Below are 18,325 nucleotides of genomic sequence, written 5' to 3'. Positions count from 1 at the left end.
CAATCATACAATTTTTTAGACCAGTGATACCATCCTTGTATTGGAGCAGGAAAATTATGCGGAAATTTGAGGTATATATTAGGTAAGGAACCCTATTTCTCCCGACGAAGTTCCGGCATTGAAGTAGGGTTTAATTTTTTTAAAGTTTGAGTTAGTTAAGTTGGTTTTATAAGAACCGCCTATTTTCCAAGTTCGTCGAAAATAGGCGGATTTTCTTTTTTATAGATCAAACTTTATTCCCTGTGCCAAGGGAAGCTCGGTAGTATAATTGATTGTGTTTGTCTGTCTTCTCATATAAACTTTCCAAGCATCGGATCCACTTTCACGACCTCCGCCGGTTTCTTTTTCACCTCCAAATGCTCCTCCTATTTCAGCTCCTGAGGTACCAATGTTTACGTTGGCAATTCCACAATCACTTCCGGAAGCAGATAAAAAGCGCTCAGCCTCCCTTAAGTTATTAGTCATGATTGCAGAAGAAAGACCTTGCACAACACCATTTTGTTGAGCAATGGCACTCTCAACTTCACCTGAATATTTTAGCAAGTATAAAATTGGAGCGAAAGTTTCTTCTTGAACAATTTCAAAAGAGTTTGAAGCTTCAACTATTGCCGGTTTCACATAGCAACCGCTTTGGTAGCCTTCACCCGTAAGTACTCCACCTTCAACCAAGATGTTTCCGCCTTCTTTTTTGGCTTCCTCCAGAGCTTTGGTGTACATATTAACCGCATCCGTATCTATAAGTGGCCCAACATGATTGTTCTCATCCAAAGGGTTTCCGATACGAAGCTGCTTGTAGGCATCCGTAATGGCAGTCTTCACTTGGTCATAGATTGATTCATGAATAATCAGTCTTCGTGTAGAGGTGCAACGCTGACCTGCCGTACCTACGGCCCCAAAAACTGCTCCAATAACAGTCATTTTGATATCGGCTTCAGGGGTGACAATAATGGCATTGTTTCCACCAAGCTCCAAAAGTGATTTTCCTAATCGTGCGGCTACTGCCTGGGCTACAATTTTTCCCATACGAATAGACCCGGTAGCTGAAACTAAAGGAATTCTTTTATCGTTGGTCATATATTCCCCAACCTTATAGTCGCCATTGATAAGACAAGAAATTCCTTCTGGTAAATTATTTTTCTTTAAAATATCTGCAATAATGTTCTGGCAAGCTATGCCGCACATTGGAGTTTTTTCAGAGGGTTTCCATACGCAGACATCGCCACATATCCAGGCAAGAGCTGTATTCCAAGCCCAAACCGCAACAGGAAAGTTAAAGGCCGATATGATACCAACAACACCTAATGGATGATATTGCTCATACATTCTATGGCCAGGTCTTTCAGAATGCATGGTCAGCCCGTGCAACTGTCTTGAAAGCCCTACTGCGAAATCACAGATGTCTATCATCTCTTGAACCTCTCCCAAACCTTCTTGATAGGATTTTCCCATTTCATAGGAAACCAATTTTCCCAAAGGTTCTTTCAGCTCACGAAGTTTATCTCCAAATTGTCTGACAATTTCTCCTCTTTGTGGAGCAGGAACCAAACGCCATTCTGAAAAGGCTGAGGTCGCAGCATCCATAACTTTTTCATAGTCTGCTTTGGAAGTGGTTTTTACCTTTCCGATGAGGTCACCATCAACCGGTGAATACGATTCGATTACCTCACCTGAACCAAAGTTTTCTGAACCGGTTGAAGTTCCATTGTTTACTTCTGTTAGCCCAAGTTGCTTTAGGGCTTCGGCCATTCCAAAAGCCGTTGCAATTTTTGACATTTATAACTTTTTAAGCGTGAATTGTTATATTTTTTCAAAACTACAAATAATACGAGAGAGTGAAACCAAGTTTTTAAAGGAAATGCGATAAAAGCAAAAGCGCAATTCCGATTAGTGCGGGCAGTGCTTGAACAGTGAATATTTTTTTGGAAGCGGTAAGCGCTCCAAATATTCCCGCCACTGCAACGCACCCTAAAAAAAACAAGGCAACGTATAATTGCCATTCTTGGTTTGTAATCAATAGAGACCAAATGAGTCCGGCTGATAAAAAACCATTATAAAGGCCTTGGTTTGCAGCCAATGTTTTGGTGGGCTCAAAAAGATGCTCAGGTAGGGAGCGAAATACTTTTTTGGCTTTGGTGGTCCAAGCAAACATCTCTAACCACAAAAAATAGAGATGCAAGATTGCAACTAGTGCAATGAAGAATTTTCCGGCTATAAGCATAATCAATCTTTTGCTATAAAACGTTCATCAACGGGCATGGTAGTGCCGCAATTATTACAGGTACGGAGCTCTTCGGAAGCATAAAAATGCTCGAAATGTCCTAAAAAATCTTTCTCAATATCGTTGAGGGTAAAATAGGCCTCATACAATTTATGGTTACAGTTATCACAAAACCAAAGCAAACCGTCATCCACATTCATCTCTGCCCTTTTTCGTTCCACAACTAAACCAATAGATCCTTCATGGCGCACTGGTGAATGAGGAACTTTGGCTGGGTGAAGGTACATATCGCCTGGACCCAATTGCATGGTTTTTTTTTGACCATCTTCCTGAATATGTACCTCAATGGTACCTTCCAATTGGTAAAAGAGTTCTTCGGTTTCATTGTAGTGGTAGTCCTTTCGTGCGTTGGGTCCAGCTACAATCATCACAATGTAATCACCTGCATCTTTATAAAGATTTCGATTACCAACTGGAGGTTTCAGCGTATCTCTATTTTCCTCTATCCACTTATTAAGATTAAATGGGGACTGTATAGCCATTTCACAATGATTTTGTGAAAGGTATAAAAACTTTTTGCAACATACACCTTAACAAAAAAGACCTGCAATTTGCAGGTCTTTTTTAGCACCAATTATAACAACTGTTTTATGGGTTGTCCGGTTCTACCTTTATAAATATTTGGGTAAAGTATGGGCGTCCATCTTTGTCCAATTGCACACTCAATGTAGTATGCGTAAAGGGTTTTTCCAGGGTTTCTTTATGTGAGCTGCTGTTCAACCATCCGTCAACCACCAATTCTGCAGTGGTATAAAACCTTGCTACATTTTCCGCGATTTCAACCGCACTGATTTCTGAGGCAATTCCTGAAGCTCGCTGGGCAAAATTGTCATGGCTCAGTTTGTTTTTGGAAATCATGTAAGCGTTGTGGTCTTTGGCATATTTATAAGATGAAGGACTGGAAATCAAGGTTGAAGCACCTATAGATAATCGATGTTCATTGACCATATCAAGAACCTCCTCTTCCATTTTTGAAGCGTCGATAATCACTTTTTCATTACCAGGAAATGAACCTGAAAGATCGGTTTGCTCTTCAACTTCTGAAGATTTGCTGCATGTACTGAGCACAACCACGGAAGCCGCGGCTATAAAAGCGTAATATATTTTTTTCATTTTCGGGGGCAATCGCTGGGATTTGTTCTCTAATCCCATGTGTTCTAAGGGCCTAAGCTAGAGGAGGAAATTGCGTTGACAATAATTCTTCCATAGGAGGATCAATTAATCCGATGAGTTGCACTAAACCCCCATAAAATACCAAAAAGCACGATGTATCGAATCCCATTCATCGGGAAAAGCATGCAGTTCATATAGTGCAGTGAAGACGTTACTAACTATCTTCAATGCTCATGAGAAGGGTTACTCTTCTTCCGAATGCAAATTTTCTTTTTTCTCCTTAAGAACAAAATCAAAAACAAAAGCGCCGATTTCTTTAACGGGCTCATAAAAAATGGATTCTTTCTTGGTTTCCTCATTTATAAAACTGAAAGAAGATGTCAGTCTTTCAAAAAAAACAAGTAGAGCACCAACAATAATGGCAACTTTTAATGCTCCAAAAATACCTCCGGCAATCTTATTTAATAATCCTAGCATTGCAAAGTCTGCGATCTTGGTCAAAAACTTGCCTGCAAAATGAACCAACAGTACAATTGCAAAAAAGGTGATAAGAAACGCAGTTATGTTAATATAGGATGCACTCCAATCCATTTGGTCTGCGATGTAATCCCCAGTGATGTACGAAAAATGGATGGCTCCGTAAATACCGGCAATGAGAGCAACCAAGGAGGCGATTTCTACAAAAAGACCATTTTTAAGACCCTTGTAAAGTCCCCATACCAAAAGAACACCGATAACAATATCCAAAAACTCCATACCCCTGTTTTGAACAAATATAGGATATTGATTTGTACCTTTGGAACTTCTAAAAATGAGTATGTCCAGGGACGATAAACTTAAAGAGCGATGGACGCTTTTGGTTGAAAAATTATCCGCACAATTTTCCGATGGCGATCCTTTGGATTTAGACGGAATCATCTATTTGGTAGGAGTCCAGGAATTGGGAAAACTTCATAGGAGCTTTAAAAAAGATGAGAAGGTCAATCTAATGCATATTGCAATCTGCAGACTACTTGAACCCTATGGGTATTATGATTTTGATTTTTTTGATGATGATGGCTGGCCACATTATAAGATAAAGGAGCAATTACCTCCACTTAAGGCAGGAGAACAAACGGTGTTAATGAAAGAAGCACTGGTGAACTATTTTTTGGAAAAGCAATACATTATGTAAATGGAGCTACAAAAACCCTATTATGCTGTAATCTTTACCAACACCCGTACCGATGGCGATAATGGATATGGTCAAATGGCCGTTGATATGGAAAATTTAGCCAAAGAGCAACCGGGATTTATACATTTTGAAAGTGCCCGCGACGAACTGGGAATCACCATAAGTTATTGGGAAAGCCTTGAGGCCATTGCCAATTGGAAGGCAAATATGGACCATCAAATTGCCCAAAAGAGGGGAATCCAGGATTGGTATTCTTGGTACAAGGTTCGCATTTGCGTTGTGGAAAGGGAATATGAGTTTACCAAGAAAAATTAATACAAACTTAATTCCATTAACACCATCACTCACAGGGTTTTTGCCTATCTTTTTCCTTTGCGATCGCAGAATTGAATAGCTATGAAAGAGAACACCAGATTTTCCAATTTAGATAGAAAGAAAACCATTGAAAAACTTTCGAAGGAAGACTTCGATTTGATAATCATTGGAGGAGGTATCACTGGGGGAGGAATTGCCTTGGACGCTGCTTCCAGAGGCATGAAGGTTGCCTTATTGGAAAAGGGGGATTTTGCATCCGGAACCAGCAGTAAATCAACTAAATTGATTCATGGAGGACTTCGATATCTAAAACAATTCGATTTTTGGTTGGTTAAGGAAGTAGGTTCCGAAAGGGCAATAGTGCATAAATTGGCACCTCATTTGGTACTGCCCGAAAAAATGTTGCTTCCCTTGATTGAAGGAGGCTCATATGGTAAATGGCTGACTTCAATTGGCTTAAAAGTTTACGACATTCTTGCCCAGGTGACCGGGGATGACAAACGCCAAATGTTGGAGAAAAAAGAAGCTCTGAAACTGGAACCCCTTTTACCGAAAAGGATTCTGAACGGGGCGGGCTATTATGCAGAATATAGAACCGACGATGCTAGACTTACTATTGAAAATATTAAAACTAGTCTTCAGTTTGGAGCAGAAGCACTGAACTATGCCAAGGTTGTTGATTTTATTTATGAAGAAGAAAAAGTAGCCGGAGTCAAGGTAATGGATGAAGCTTTGGGAGGTGATTTTCAGATTAAATCCAAATATGTGATAAGCGCTGCGGGACCATGGGTAGATGAACTTCGGAGCATAAACAAGTCCAAAAAAGGTAAACGATTACACTTGACTAAGGGAGCACATTTGGTATTTCCGAAGGAAAAACTTCCTGTACAACAATCAGTCTATTTTGATGTCCCCGATGGGAGAATGATGTTTGCAATCCCAAGAGGAAAGGTTACTTATGTTGGTACAACCGATACCAATTACAATACAGATAAAGACAATATTGACGTTGATTTGGCCGATGCTATTTACTTGATTTCAGCTGTGAATAATATGTTTCCTTCTATCAATCTCGAAATGGATGATATAATCTCTTCGTGGGCTGGACTGCGTCCGTTAATTCATGAGGAAGGGAAATCAGCATCCGAATTATCACGTAAAGATGAAATTTTTACTTCTGATTCCGGATTGGTAAGTATAGCTGGCGGGAAGTTGACCGGCTACCGAAAAATGGCCGAACGCGTAGTAAGTCGGATTGCAAAAAAAATGGAGGAGGACCATGAAATCGAGGTGGAACCTTGCGTTACTGATAAAATTCCACTTTGTGGAAGTGACTTTAAAAAGTTCAAACAGGTCAAAAAATATATTGCCCAAGTTTTTGAACAAATCAAAGCAGATGGATTTACCGAACACGATGCCTGGTATTTGGTAACCACTTATGGTAAACAAACCGATGAGATTTTAGAAACCTATTCCAATTTAAAGCATGAGGATGTACATGTTCGCATGATATGTGCTGAAACTCAATTTGGTATTGCCAATGAAATGGTGCTAAATCCCATGGATTTCTTCATCCGGCGTACGGGAAGATTGTATTTTGATATTGATAGCGTCAGAAATTTTATGAGTCCAGTACTGGAGGAATTCAAGGTAGCCTATGGCTATGATGACGCTCAAATTCAATCCTTCAAAGAGAACCTTTTAAACCAATTGGATTCTCATTCAAATTTTTCATTGGAACGGGCTTAAGACTTTAAGCCCGTCATTTCTTGAGCCCATTCAATAATAAGATTGATAGTGCCTTCGTCCCATTTACCTGGTTTTCCCTCAAAAGAATTTTTTGGACTTTCATGAATGGTATTCCAATGATCTAATCCGGGATATTCATAGAGGAGATGGTCTTCATGGCCATTTCGCTCCAAAACATCGATTATCATTTTGTTATCGAAAGAGGACATGATCCAATCATTGGTTCCGCGTAAAATCCTTACTGGAACTTGTAGTTTTTCCCATTGCCCGGCCAAATCAAAATCTTGTAATTGTTGATAATAGGTCACAGGCCGGCCATACATATGAGCTGCCGAATGGTAGTTAAACTCATCCAAGGCTGGGTATGCATCTACCACCTCCTGATAGGTCTTTTTTTGAATGAGCATACCATAATACAAAGGGATATAGTACTTATTCATTTTCTTAACAATTTCAGATTCGGTATTTCCTTGAAATTGAAGCAAACGGCGCTCTATTTCCAGCATATGTTCATACCAGGTTTTGAAAAAAGTACCGTCTGAAATCACTCCAGCCAAATCAAATTCATTCGCAAATAGTGGGGCAAGGGCACTTCCCATACTTGATCCATAAACAATGATTTTAGATGTATCCACATAAGGCTTTGTTTTCAGTTTTTTGATGGCAGTTCGGAAACCTTCAATATCCGTTTTAAAATCAGACTGACCGCAATCTCCTTCACTATCGCCGACACCTGGTTTTTCTATACGCATGACCACCATACCTGATTTTTCGACCAAATCCTTAATGGTCTGTACCCAATTTCCTTTTCTTCCAGGATACGTTTCGATACTGGAGCAGCTCAACCCTCCGATCAATACAATAGCAGGCTGTTTTCCGGATTTTTTTGGCTTTGTAATGATGATGCGTTGTGTTATGCCATAAGGGCTTGTGATTTCTTCATAATAAGTATCCAATCCAGGATGGCTTTCCTTTTCCAATGGATTAAACTGAACTGTGGCTTCAACCACTTCAGCATTTCGAACAGCTTTGATTCTGGTTGAGGTATTTGCCCTTAAACCATAGGACACTTCGCTCCATGCCTCCCCATCAGAGATTGAAATTCCATTTACTTCTATTATTATGTCGTTGGCTTGGAAGCCTGCATTTCCAAGTGGCGAACTAGCCTGCACCTCTATGATTTTGGAACCTGGAAGTGCACCTTCAGGTCCCTTAATTTTGGCCTCCCATGAGCTTCGTCTGCCTAAAATTTGACCACTTACGGTAAGGGATGAAAATAGAACAAGGATACTTAGCACGAATAGTCCGTTTTTTGATTTCATATTGATGATTTAAGTTTTCTTTAAAATTAGATTGCCTATTTTTAGATACTGGATGATTTATACGAAGACAGCCATTTTTTATGCGAATGAGGCTTTGACAATGACTTGAAATTTACAGCGCGTGAAATCCACCAATAATTTTTACCTATTTAATTCCAGAGTTGCAACCCATGCCATTTTCTGGGTGCTGTATTATGTGCTTTTTGGCTTGATTTGGGTTGGTGAAGGAGGTTATTTGGCATCTTTTTATTTGGAGTTTGTTTTATTGCCCATTCGGATACTGGCAGTCTATTTTACCATTTACTTTTTATTGCCCCGATTTTTGCTGAAGCGAAAGTTCAAGGAATTTTTTGCAGGGTATGCCATGACTATGCTTATTGGCGGGGTGTTACAGCGGGTTTTTATCCATCTATTTTATGAAGAGCTGTTGTTGAATGATTCAAGTGCTGGTTTGTTCAGTATTATGATGTTGGTCAGGTCGATTATTTTGATAAACACAACAGCCTTATTGGTTCTTGGGGCAAAATTATTTCAGTTATGGGCCATTGAACATGAAAAAAATGAAAACTTGGAGACGGAAATTTTAGAGATTCGGTCCAATCGAAAAACCCATAGAGTGCCTTTTGAAAACATTCTTTTTGTGGAAGGTCTTGGAAATTATGTAACGTATCATTTGGCCGATAAATCAAAGATTACTAGTTATGGAAGTGTAAAAGCAGCTTTAGAAGCTTTGCCTGATAATTTCCGAAGAGTCCACAAATCGTATATTGTGAACAAGGCACATATTAAATCTTATGATGCGATGACCATAGATATTCATGACAATTCAATTCCACGCGGGAAGAGTATCAGTGATGAGGTTTTGTTGAACTAACCTCAATCCAGCTTCTCTGTAAGCTTTTTGAATACTTTTTTTGGATTTTTCTCTTGATAAAGAATTTGATACACGGCTATGATAATGGGCAATTTGGACTTCTTTTTATTTTTTTCGTTTATCAGGAAAGCACTCTTTGTTGCATAATACCCTTCAGCCACCATATTCATTTCCATCATGGCACTTTTCACGGTGTAGCCTCTACCAATCATATTTCCGAACATACGGTTTCTACTAAAAGTCGAATAACCGGTAACTAACAAATCACCTAAATAGGCAGAATTGTTGATGTTGCGTTTCATTTTATACACCTTCCCAATAAATCGTTTCATTTCACGTATGGCATTGCTCATTAAAACACTTTGAAAATTGTCTCCATATCGAAGACCATGCGCAATTCCTGCGGCAATGGCATAGATGTTTTTGAGCATTGCGGCATATTCCGTTCCTATGATATCATCTGAAATTTTTGTTCGGATATAATGACTTTGCAACTTGGTTGCCAGCATTTCTGCTTTCACTGAATCAGCGCAGGCAATGGTCAGGTATGATAAACGTTCCAATGCCACCTCTTCTGCATGGCATGGACCAGTGATTACACCAATATTTTCAAAAGGGATTTGGTAAACATCATGAAAATGTTCCCCTACAATCAATCCGCTTTCTGGAACAATTCCCTTAATAGCAGAAAAAATGATTTTCCCACTCAGGGAAGCGGTAAGTTTTTTGAGTTCACCTTCTAAAAAAGCCGATGGAATGGCAAAAATCAGCACATCGCATTGGTCAACCACCTCATTGATATCATTGCTCAATTGAAGTTTGGATACATCAAACTCCGCGGAGCTGATATAATTTGGATTATGGCCTTCATTTTTTAGGTGCTCTATAACATACACACTTCGCATGTACCAGGCAACACTTTCCAAGTTTTCGGATAACATTTTAACAATAGCCGTTCCCCAGCTACCGCCTCCCAATACACCAAATCGAGGTTTTTGAATCATCAATAAAAATTATGGCATAAAGCTAAACAATCTAATTTTTAGAATGTAAAATGTTGATTAATAGAATATTATGAATTTTGGCATAATGCTTGGTCTTTACCATATGAATCAAAAAGCTGAAATTATGAGAATTGGAAAACTACTATTCGGAATATTATTTACAGGATTATTGGTCAGCTCTTGTTACACAGAAGTTGTGTTTGAGGATGACTTTATTGAAGCATCACCCATAAATACCGCCTTGGTATTGGAATCGTATGATTTGTGGTATATAGATATCAACGCAACTAAAGGAAATGGAGAAGTTCCATATTTACAACGGGCATTTACCGTTTCGTTTGATCGTGGTGTGGTTTATGCCAATAACAATATGGTGGGAATCGGGAAAACCGGAAACGGACTGGGAATAGATGTAGGTTCCTACGCTACCTTAAATGGTATAGTTGAGATTGACCATGATGTAGATGGATTATGGTTGTTGGACGTATATGCAATAAACAATACTACTTTGGAATTATATGATTCTAGGTCCAATACCTCCTACGTACTTCGCGGTTATGATAGGAATAACTTTGATTATGATATGGTTTTCTATGACAACATCCATTATTTCTTGCAGGAATATGAAGCTTGGGGAAAAACTTTTACAAGTGAAGTAGGTGCCGTAAACGATTTTGATGAGGAAAACCATCTCCAGTTCTTTTCTGATGAAAGTTTTAGATCATCTGTGGATGGGCCGGGTACATCCCTCGCTAATTTGGTTTGGGATTATGAGGGTAATTTTGAAGTCTTCGATGTAGCCAATGACGCCTCGCTTAAAACTTTAACATTGGATTACGATTTTTTGGGCAATGATTATTTTGAGCTTTACGTTATTGATGATAGTACTATTGAATTGTACCATGTAGCCAGCGAGACGATTTATGAGTTCAACGGAAGGGGATACATTCGATATTTGAAAACAGGAAAAACAACGGGTAAAAAACGTTCAAAAGTTAAAAATTCTATAATGAACGTATCTCGACAAAGAAAAATGTAAGGATAAAAAAACGTCCTCGACTACGTATACAAGTTTTTTGGTTGGTTATTTAGTTAAGAATCGCTTCAAGTACCTCAACTTGGGGCGGTTCTTTTTTTATAGAAGATGTAAATAGAGCTAATTACCTGTTATATCTTTCTTTTAAGATGTGCCAAATGCTGCTTTTTAAAATCCGAAGGATTTTCTCCACTTACTTTTTTAAAAGTTCTGTTGAAATATGAAAGACTTTCAAAGCCACAATCATAGCAGGTCTCACTAACATTTTTCCCCATTAACAAAAGTCTCTTGGCCTGACTTATTCGATATTGGTTCAGGAAGGTGGTAAAGGTATTCCCTGTGGTCTTTTTAAAATACCGACAAAAAGCTTCTTTGCCCAAGCTGCATATTTGGGCAACTTCGTTGACCGCAATTCTCCGCTGATAATTCTTATCCACAAATTCGTGTATGCTTCTGAGGCGATCTTGTTCTTTTTTTCTGAATCGATTCACAAAAGGACGTTCATGTAATAAAAAATACTCCGAACTATTGGCCAGTTCCTTCAATATCTGAATAGAAGCTATAAACAAATCAAAAGGAGAGAGCTCATGAAGTTTTTTTAATTGCTCTCCAATATGCTTTTTGGTTTCTCCTGTGAACACAATACCATGCTTCGATGTTTCAAAAAGACGAAGGACGGATTCAAGCTCGGGAATGTTGAGCAGCATATGTTCCCTGAAAGAAGGTTTTATGTGCAAGACTTCTTTAATATAATCGGTTTGCACGCCATAATCGAAATTTAGATGTGGAATGTTTGATCCGATAAAAACCAAGTCACTCTCAATAAAATTTGAAATATTATCGCCAACATGTCGGGTTGCGCTCGCTCCTTCGATGTAGACCAATTCATATTCGGGATGAAAATGCCAATAAAAAAGATGGTTCAATCTAGGAAGGTGCAAAAGCCGGAAAGGGCTCTTGGTATTCGGCGCTATGGTTTCAAGTTGTATCTTCAATTTTCACTTTAATACCTATTAAATTTATGAATTATATATAAAATATCAATATGGTTCAAATATATATCAATATGAGGGTTGAAGTCAGCTAAGGTTCGTGCTAGTTTTATTCTATCGAAATTAGAAGCTAAATAAAAAAGTAGAATCATGAAGCAAGAAGCAAAATTGGAGATGGCCAATAAGGCTCATGAAGAGATTCCTGGAAATCCTTCCACGGCAACAAGCAGCAAAATCAAATTGAACGATAGGTCCAATGGAGAAAATCTGAGGATACTTTCCGAAGAAGATTGGAATTTCTGGATCCATAACGGATACATAGTAATAAAGAATGCTATAACAAGAGAACAGGCCCATGCAACGGCAGACTTCATTTGGGAGTTTGATGAAAAAGACCCAAATAACCCTGAAACTTGGTATGCACCACCAAGGGCTGAAATGAAGATGAAAGAGCTTACGGGAACAGGAATGGTTGAGGTATATAACCATCAACATTTATGGAACAACAGACAAATGCAAAGGGTGTACGATGCCTTTGTTGATGTTTGGGGAACTGAAAAACTTTGGGTAACCATAGATCGGGCAAACCTGAACTTTCCGTTGAAACCTGGAGTGGAAAAGAAAGGATTTATTCATTGGGATTATGACCCGGAAACCCGCCCTCAAAACGTACAAGGTGTGTTGGCACTTGCTGACCAAACCGATGAAAATATGGGAGGATTTCAATGTATTCCATGGCTATACCGAAACTATGACTCTTGGAAATTGACCCAGCCTGATGACCGCGATCATTTTCAACCGGACACAACAGGTTTAGAAGATAAAATCGTAAAAGTCAAAATGGAAGCCGGGGATCTCTTGATTTTTAACAGTACCCAACCACATGGTATTCGTCCCAACAAGTCAGGAAATAAAGTGCGTATTGCCCAATATATTTCTATGATGCCGGCAGAAGAGCATAATGACGAATTGAAACAATGGAGGGTGAACTCATGGAAAAATAGGATTGCTCCTGAAGGATATGCTTTTCCCGGGGATCCCAGAAATTGGGAGCGGGACAAGTATGAAACAGCTGAGCTTACAGAATTAGGAGAGAAATTACTAGGACTAAAAAAGTGGTAATTTTTAAACGTTGGTCAAACTTAAACAAACACAATGTTCGCCAATATCAGTACTACTATACAAATTTTAAAATAATGACATACTATAAAATCAAATCAAATAGAAATAATAGAATTATGAGAACAATTACCACTGCAATGATCGCATTAGTTTTAGCAAGTTTTTTGTTGACTTCCTGCGGAGAATCAAACAAGAAAGAACCAAAAGTTGAAGAAATGGATATGGTGCAAAAAAAAGAAAAACTATTAAGGCATGTTGTAATTTTCAAATTCAATGATGACACTAGCGAGGAACAGGTTGAAAAACTAAATAGAAGTTTTATCGAACTACCCACTCACATTCCTGAAATACAAGATTTTGAATGGGGGTTGAATGATAGTCCTGAAGACTTTCATCAAAACTTTACGCATTGCTATATGCTTACTTTTAAGTCCGAAGAAGATCGGGACAGTATCTATTCGCCGCACCCAAAACATCAAGAATTTGTGGCTAGTTTAGGGCCACATGTGGAAAAGGTATTTGTGGTTGACTATTGGACAAATCCCGAGTAGGAGTTTAGTTTTCTTTTGGAAAAACACAATTTATCGGAGCAATCCTTGCCAAAACCCTAAATCGGATGGTAAGATGCAGGTTATCTGGGTAATAGTGTTATTTTTGCCCGCTTCAAACAAGAAGCCATGAAAAAGTACTTGAATCTTTTTGATTTTTCGCAGAAAGTAAATTATCGTACTGAAGTATTATCCGGATTGACCGTTGCGCTGGCATTGGTGCCCGAGGCCATCGCCTTTGCATTAATCCCTGGATTTTCTCCGTTAACTGGATTGTATGCTGCGTTTGTCTTGGCTTTGGTTACCTCAATTTTAGGAGGTCGTCCAGGAATGATTTCCGGGGCAACTGGTGCTGTTGCCGTTATCTTTGTTGGGTTGATTCTAGAGCTAAAAAACACCTTTCCCGGAATAGAACCCACTACCATTCTTAACTATGTTTTCGCAACGGTAATCATTGCTGGGATAATCCAAATCTTGGCTGGAGTGTTGCGCTTGGGTAAGTTTATCCGCCTTGTACCACATCCTGTTATGTTTGGGTTCGTTAACGGTTTGGCAATCATTATTTTCATGGCGCAATTCCCGAATTTCTACGAAAAAGGAACCGGGGAATTACTATCCGGGTCATCTTTATATATTATGTTGGGATTGACTCTTTTAACTATGGTCATCATATGGGGCTTTCCAAAATTAACAAAGGCGATTCCTTCCTCTCTGTTGGCGATAGTTGTGGTTTCCGCAATTGTTCTTGGCTTTGGAATTGATACCTTGACGGTAGCGGATACGATGCAAGAAGGAGAGAGTATAAAAGGAGGTTTTCCACCGTTGTCTATACCCAATATTCCATTTACATTGGAAACTTTTCTAATAATACTACCTTATGCTGGGATTGTTGCAGGAGTTGGACTAATTGAAAGTCTATTGACACTCAACATTATTGATGAAATTACTGAAACACGCGGTAGTGGAAACAAGGAATGTGTTGCACAAGGAACGGCTAACATCCTTTCAGGATTTCTATCGGGAATGGGAGGTTGTGCGATGATCGGGCAGAGTTTGATCAACACTTCCTCAGGAGCACGAGCGCGACTTTCAGGTATTACAGCAGCCATAATGCTTTTGGTATTTATTATGTTCGGAAGCAGTTTAATTGAACAGTTACCCATGGCAGCCTTGGTGGGGTTAATGTTTATGGTTGCCATTGGAACATTTGAATGGGCAAGCTTTAAGACCTTTAGAAAAATGCCCAATTCTGATGTAATTGTAATGGTTTTAGTGACTTTGATTACCGCAGTGACCCATAATTTAGCGGTGGCTGTTTTGTTAGGAGTTATTATTTCTGCATTAGCCTATTCTTGGGAAAACGCCAAACGCATACGCGCCAGAAAGCATGTTGATGAAAATGGGGTAAAGCATTACGAAATCTACGGCCCATTATTTTTTGGTTCCACAACCTTGTTTGCTGAGAAATTTGATGTGCAAAACGATCCTACAGAAGTAATCATTGATTTTCAAGAAAGTCGGGTTGCCGATATGTCTGGTATTGAGGCTCTGAACAAGATTACCGAGCGCTATGCCAAAGCCGGTAAAAAAGTACACCTAAGACATTTGAGCAAGGACTGTATTCTTCTATTGAAAAATGCGGAAGACATTATTGAAGTCAATGTTCTTGAAGACCCAACCTACAAGGTGGTAGTTGATAAGGTGAAATAGAAATATTACTTAGCTGAAAAAAATCAAATACCCCACAAAAACTAAGAGGCATAAAAGTAAAAAAGCACCAAGGTAATTTCGTATTTCCTGTAAGCGGTCTTTTTTGGCCTGAGCAATAATCTTGTCCCGTACTTTTTTTTGCTCAAAAGGTGTAAGTTCCCTAAAATGTAGTTGCGTCTCCTTTGTATATCCTTCATAAGCCTCCCGAATGTCACTATAACTTCGTCTTTTGCGAAGTAAAGCACGATTTGCTTTAACAACTAACATTGGTTGACTTGCGGAGCCCATATTAAAACCTTTTAATAATAGGTATCCTAAAATAACCTTTTGTTACATAAACAGGAAAGTACTCGTGGCTATTCCCTCAGCCTTCCATTGAAAACACTGATGTTAGGATTGATGGGGTTTCCGGAAGCGCGTCTTAGCAAGGTGATTTGCCCTGTATGATAAATGCAATCTGATAGCATACCGTTCAACATATTCCAATAAGGATATGGAGTTTGCTTTTCCCCACGCTGAAAAATGACCTTAAAATCTTCAAAATCAGCGGCATTTTTATCGGCCATTGCTTGGCTTGCTGCTTGAAGGTTTTTTAAGGTTCCCTTTCGCAAATCTTCATAGGTAAGTTCGGAAATATCCATTGGACGAACGTTGGGGGTTGCCGTTGGGGCATTTTTTATCATTTCCGACATTCCATAGATATGGAACAGTGTTTCCATGATGTTTCTTCCGTCTTCTGAAGGTTTATAGGTCAAATCTTTTTCTGTGAGTCCCTTAGTGGCCCAATGATAACGAAATCCAAGCCCATCAATCATTCTGGCAACCACATTACCAGGACTATAATTCTCTGGATATTCTGGAATTTGATGGTAGGGAAGTTCTTCGTTTTGTGCGTGCATGCTAAAAGTAAAAATGAGCGTAAGACTAAAAAGTATGCTTTTTTTCATATAAATAGTTATTCTAAACAACCTTTGTAAAAGGCATTAAATGGGTGGATTTCTACTGTGAAAAGTTTTTCTTGCAGCGCAACATCTTGAAACAACATAGCTTTGGCCGCATCAAGATCGTCTGCAGATATGATTATCATTCCAGTATCGGAATAGCGAGCTCCCATTGCAATTTTTTTCTCCTTGCGTAGTTTGGACAAGAAACCGGAATGCTCCTTGAAATACTCCTGTTCATGAGGCTGTTTCTCCATATCCCAATGCTCTCCGATTGTATATAATGCAATAAAATGGGATTGCTTTTTTGTGTCTTCCTGCGAGAGGGCAAAGCATGGAAGCAAAAGCAAAAAAAGAAATAATCTCATTCGTTTAAAGTTTAGCAATGGGTTGATGTTCAATAATCATCACAAGATAAAAATAACGGTTGAAACTCAACCATTTCTTATTCAATGTCGTTTTTAACACTTATTCGATTAAAATGAGATCGGAATAAACAAAAAATGCTGTCATCTGAAAAAAGATAACAGCACGATATAAAACACTTTTCGCTTTTACAGGGTACGCAAATACTCTGCAACGTCACGAGCTTCTTCTTCAGTCAAATTTTGATTGAGCATAATAGCATTGTTATATTCTTTGAGCAATGCCTTGGCTATAGGGTCCTCTTTTAGCATTCCATCTGGATTAAGAATCATATTCATGACCCAAGCCGGACTGCGTCTTTCATAAACACCTTTCATAGCCGGACCTATCATGCGTTGATCAACCATATGGCAGGCTATACAAATGGAACTGAAAGTGGCTTCGCCACGGGCCGCCATTTCCGAATCTATATCAGATGGAAATTCCAAATCTTTTATTGGTCCTACGCCGTTATTGTCCAAGTCCACCGGAACACCTTCTTTGGACTGAGCTTTTTTGTCTTCTTTTTTGGTTCGACTTACTTCAAAGCCATCTTTCTTTTCTTCTTTTTTTCCACCGCAGCTTGCAATGAAGACCCCAAGGGTTAAGAACAGTACCAGTTTTCTCATGGATAATAAATTTGATTGTAGCTAAACTAAGGGCACTAATATAGCGAAATATTAGCAGTAAAATGGACGATACAGAGCGTTCGTAGCAGATTTATGAAGCGAAAACCTTTTCGTTGAACCATTCAAAACAAATGTTTCAAATTTAGTTGGCATTGAAAAAATCCAGGGCCCTTCTTTCCGTGTAAGTTATGTTGTTTTTACCCCAAAACCCAACATGCCCTCCGTATTTGGGAATTTCTAGATGAAGGTTATCATTTTTCTCGGCCTCATCGATTGGGAAGCAATCCTTTCCCAAAAACGAATCGTTCTTGGCATTGATAATCAGGCTTGGAACATCAATTTTCGATAAGAATTGTAGTGAGCTGCATTTGTTATAATAATCTAGGGCATCCTTAAAGTGATGGGCTCTACTGGTGTAGATATCATCAAAATCTTTTAATGTTCGTATCGCCCTGATGTCAGCATCTGGGATTAAATCAGGAAATAAGAATTGCTTCTGTCGTAATTTGGAGATTAAATGTTTTTTGAATCTTTTGGCATATAGCACATTTTGATTTGAAAGAAGCTGGTCACATGAATCTTTCAAACTGCAAGGAACTGAAATGGCCGCTGCAGCTTTTATTTCCTTTGGAATTCGATTGCCTTCGCCCAGGTATTTAAGAGCAAGGTTGCCGCCTAAACTGAATCCCTTAAGGTAGATTTCTGAATACTTCTTTGTTGACAAGATGTGGTTTATAACGTCAACCAAATCCTCCGTGGCGCCAGAATGATATGATCGATATAAACTATTGGGTTCACCACTACAGCTCCTGAAATTTACTGCACAAGCATCAAAGCCGTTTGTATTAAAGAGTTTTGCACTTCCGGTGATATACGGTCGTTGGGCATCACCTTCAAGACCATGCAGAAGTACTACCAATTTTTTGGTAGATGCATCGGATTTACTCCAATCCAAGTCAAGAAAATCACCATCGGATAGCGTTAACCTTTCCCGGGATTGTTCTGGACCCACAACCCTTCTGAAAAGCCCGTAATACATTGTGGATAAATGTCCATTTCTATAAAATAATGGAGGAGTGTAGTTTGATGGAATCAGTGGCATTTATAAAAGAA

21 protein-coding genes are annotated in these 18,325 nt (G+C 38.9%); 8 read left to right on the top strand and 13 right to left on the bottom strand.

Annotated features, from left to right (window positions below; genetic code table 11):
* Positions 1–219 precede the first annotated feature (219 nt).
* The 5 genes from ACOKFG_RS02020 to ACOKFG_RS02000 all read right to left on the bottom strand — a co-directional run bounded on the left by ACOKFG_RS02020 (position 220) and on the right by ACOKFG_RS02000 (position 4,147).
* Positions 220–1,773, bottom strand: coding sequence for an aldehyde dehydrogenase family protein (locus ACOKFG_RS02020; RefSeq protein ID WP_422861767.1), 1,554 nt, complete (start codon positions 1,771–1,773; stop codon positions 220–222).
* A gap of 73 nt (positions 1,774–1,846) precedes the next feature.
* Positions 1,847–2,218, bottom strand: a complete 372-nt coding sequence (locus tag ACOKFG_RS02015; RefSeq protein ID WP_298792411.1) for a DUF1304 domain-containing protein — start codon at positions 2,216–2,218, stop codon at positions 1,847–1,849.
* Positions 2,219–2,220: 2 nt separating this feature from the next.
* Entirely contained in the window at positions 2,221–2,760 is a 540-nt protein-coding gene (locus ACOKFG_RS02010) for a 3-hydroxyanthranilate 3,4-dioxygenase (RefSeq protein WP_422861766.1), read from the bottom strand.
* A gap of 106 nt (positions 2,761–2,866) precedes the next feature.
* A complete protein-coding gene (locus tag ACOKFG_RS02005; protein WP_299170696.1) occupies positions 2,867–3,391 on the bottom strand; it encodes a CAP domain-containing protein in 525 nt (174 codons plus the stop codon).
* A 243-nt stretch (positions 3,392–3,634) separates the two neighbouring features.
* Entirely contained in the window at positions 3,635–4,147 is a 513-nt protein-coding gene (locus ACOKFG_RS02000; protein ID WP_422861765.1) for a CvpA family protein, read from the bottom strand.
* Positions 4,148–4,208: 61 nt separating this feature from the next.
* Between ACOKFG_RS02000 and ACOKFG_RS01995 the strand changes: the two genes are divergently transcribed.
* The 3 genes from ACOKFG_RS01995 to ACOKFG_RS01985 all read left to right on the top strand — a co-directional run bounded on the left by ACOKFG_RS01995 (position 4,209) and on the right by ACOKFG_RS01985 (position 6,629).
* Positions 4,209–4,565, top strand: a complete 357-nt coding sequence (locus ACOKFG_RS01995; protein WP_299170693.1) for a hypothetical protein — start codon at positions 4,209–4,211, stop codon at positions 4,563–4,565.
* Positions 4,566–4,880: an antibiotic biosynthesis monooxygenase family protein gene (locus ACOKFG_RS01990; RefSeq protein ID WP_422861764.1), complete on the top strand. Its 315-nt coding sequence runs from the start codon at positions 4,566–4,568 to the stop codon at positions 4,878–4,880.
* An 81-nt stretch (positions 4,881–4,961) separates the two neighbouring features.
* Positions 4,962–6,629 carry a glycerol-3-phosphate dehydrogenase/oxidase gene (locus ACOKFG_RS01985; protein WP_422861763.1) on the top strand — a complete coding sequence of 556 codons (1,668 nt, stop codon included), beginning with the start codon at positions 4,962–4,964 and terminating at the stop codon, positions 6,627–6,629.
* Here ACOKFG_RS01985 and ACOKFG_RS01980 read toward each other — a convergent pair.
* On the bottom strand, positions 6,626–7,951 hold the full coding sequence (locus ACOKFG_RS01980; protein WP_422861762.1) for a serine aminopeptidase domain-containing protein: 1,326 nt from the start codon (positions 7,949–7,951) through the stop codon (positions 6,626–6,628). The two genes, ACOKFG_RS01985 and ACOKFG_RS01980, sit on opposite strands and share 4 nt — an antisense overlap.
* A 121-nt stretch (positions 7,952–8,072) precedes the next feature.
* Between ACOKFG_RS01980 and ACOKFG_RS01975 the strand changes: the two genes are divergently transcribed.
* Positions 8,073–8,825: a LytR/AlgR family response regulator transcription factor gene (locus tag ACOKFG_RS01975; RefSeq protein ID WP_422861761.1), complete on the top strand. Its 753-nt coding sequence runs from the start codon at positions 8,073–8,075 to the stop codon at positions 8,823–8,825.
* 2 nt (positions 8,826–8,827) lie between these two features.
* Here ACOKFG_RS01975 and ACOKFG_RS01970 read toward each other — a convergent pair whose 3' ends face one another.
* A complete protein-coding gene (locus tag ACOKFG_RS01970; protein WP_422861760.1) occupies positions 8,828–9,829 on the bottom strand; it encodes an NAD(P)H-dependent glycerol-3-phosphate dehydrogenase in 1,002 nt (333 codons plus the stop codon).
* Between the two features lie 124 nt (positions 9,830–9,953).
* Between ACOKFG_RS01970 and ACOKFG_RS01965 the strand changes: the two genes are divergently transcribed.
* The gene (locus ACOKFG_RS01965; RefSeq protein WP_299487290.1) at positions 9,954–10,868 is read left to right on the top strand and encodes a nicotinic acid mononucleotide adenyltransferase; all 915 of its coding nucleotides are present in this window, start codon (positions 9,954–9,956) and stop codon (positions 10,866–10,868) included.
* A gap of 128 nt (positions 10,869–10,996) precedes the next feature.
* Here the strand turns inward: ACOKFG_RS01965 and ACOKFG_RS01960 are convergent, their stop codons facing one another.
* Positions 10,997–11,860, bottom strand: a complete 864-nt coding sequence (locus tag ACOKFG_RS01960; protein ID WP_298792388.1) for an AraC family transcriptional regulator — start codon at positions 11,858–11,860, stop codon at positions 10,997–10,999.
* 147 nt (positions 11,861–12,007) lie between these two features.
* Between ACOKFG_RS01960 and ACOKFG_RS01955 the strand changes: the two genes are divergently transcribed.
* The 3 genes from ACOKFG_RS01955 (at position 12,008) to ACOKFG_RS01945 (ending at position 15,237) form a co-directional block, all read left to right on the top strand.
* On the top strand, positions 12,008–12,979 hold the full coding sequence (locus ACOKFG_RS01955; RefSeq protein WP_298792387.1) for a phytanoyl-CoA dioxygenase family protein: 972 nt from the start codon (positions 12,008–12,010) through the stop codon (positions 12,977–12,979).
* Between the two features lie 116 nt (positions 12,980–13,095).
* Positions 13,096–13,530: a Dabb family protein gene (locus ACOKFG_RS01950; protein WP_298792386.1), complete on the top strand. Its 435-nt coding sequence runs from the start codon at positions 13,096–13,098 to the stop codon at positions 13,528–13,530.
* A gap of 126 nt (positions 13,531–13,656) precedes the next feature.
* On the top strand, positions 13,657–15,237 hold the full coding sequence (locus tag ACOKFG_RS01945) for a SulP family inorganic anion transporter (RefSeq protein WP_298792384.1): 1,581 nt from the start codon (positions 13,657–13,659) through the stop codon (positions 15,235–15,237).
* 9 nt (positions 15,238–15,246) lie between these two features.
* On the opposite strand, the gene ACOKFG_RS01940 is transcribed toward ACOKFG_RS01945, so the two are convergent.
* The 5 genes from ACOKFG_RS01940 to ACOKFG_RS01920 form a co-directional block, all read right to left on the bottom strand.
* Positions 15,247–15,504, bottom strand: a complete 258-nt coding sequence (locus ACOKFG_RS01940; RefSeq protein WP_299487296.1) for a hypothetical protein — start codon at positions 15,502–15,504, stop codon at positions 15,247–15,249.
* Positions 15,505–15,593: 89 nt separating this feature from the next.
* Positions 15,594–16,184 (bottom strand): DinB family protein, encoded by a 591-nt coding sequence (locus tag ACOKFG_RS01935; RefSeq protein WP_298792380.1) that lies wholly within the window; start codon positions 16,182–16,184, stop codon positions 15,594–15,596.
* Positions 16,185–16,192: 8 nt separating this feature from the next.
* Complete coding sequence (locus ACOKFG_RS01930) at positions 16,193–16,546, bottom strand: YciI family protein (protein WP_299487299.1); 354 nt, start codon at positions 16,544–16,546, stop codon at positions 16,193–16,195.
* Between the two features lie 186 nt (positions 16,547–16,732).
* Positions 16,733–17,212 carry a c-type cytochrome gene (locus tag ACOKFG_RS01925; RefSeq protein ID WP_298792376.1) on the bottom strand — a complete coding sequence of 160 codons (480 nt, stop codon included), beginning with the start codon at positions 17,210–17,212 and terminating at the stop codon, positions 16,733–16,735.
* A gap of 142 nt (positions 17,213–17,354) precedes the next feature.
* Positions 17,355–18,314, bottom strand: coding sequence for an alpha/beta fold hydrolase (locus ACOKFG_RS01920; RefSeq protein WP_299487302.1), 960 nt, complete (start codon positions 18,312–18,314; stop codon positions 17,355–17,357).
* Positions 18,315–18,325: the final 11 nt, after the last annotated feature.

Origin of the sequence: Flagellimonas rhodophyticola (assembly GCF_049332665.1) — a bacterium.
GTDB lineage: Bacteria > Bacteroidota > Bacteroidia > Flavobacteriales > Flavobacteriaceae > Flagellimonas.
The sequence above is the reverse complement of the archived record's forward strand: the minus strand, read 5'-3'. Positions and strand labels throughout refer to the sequence as shown.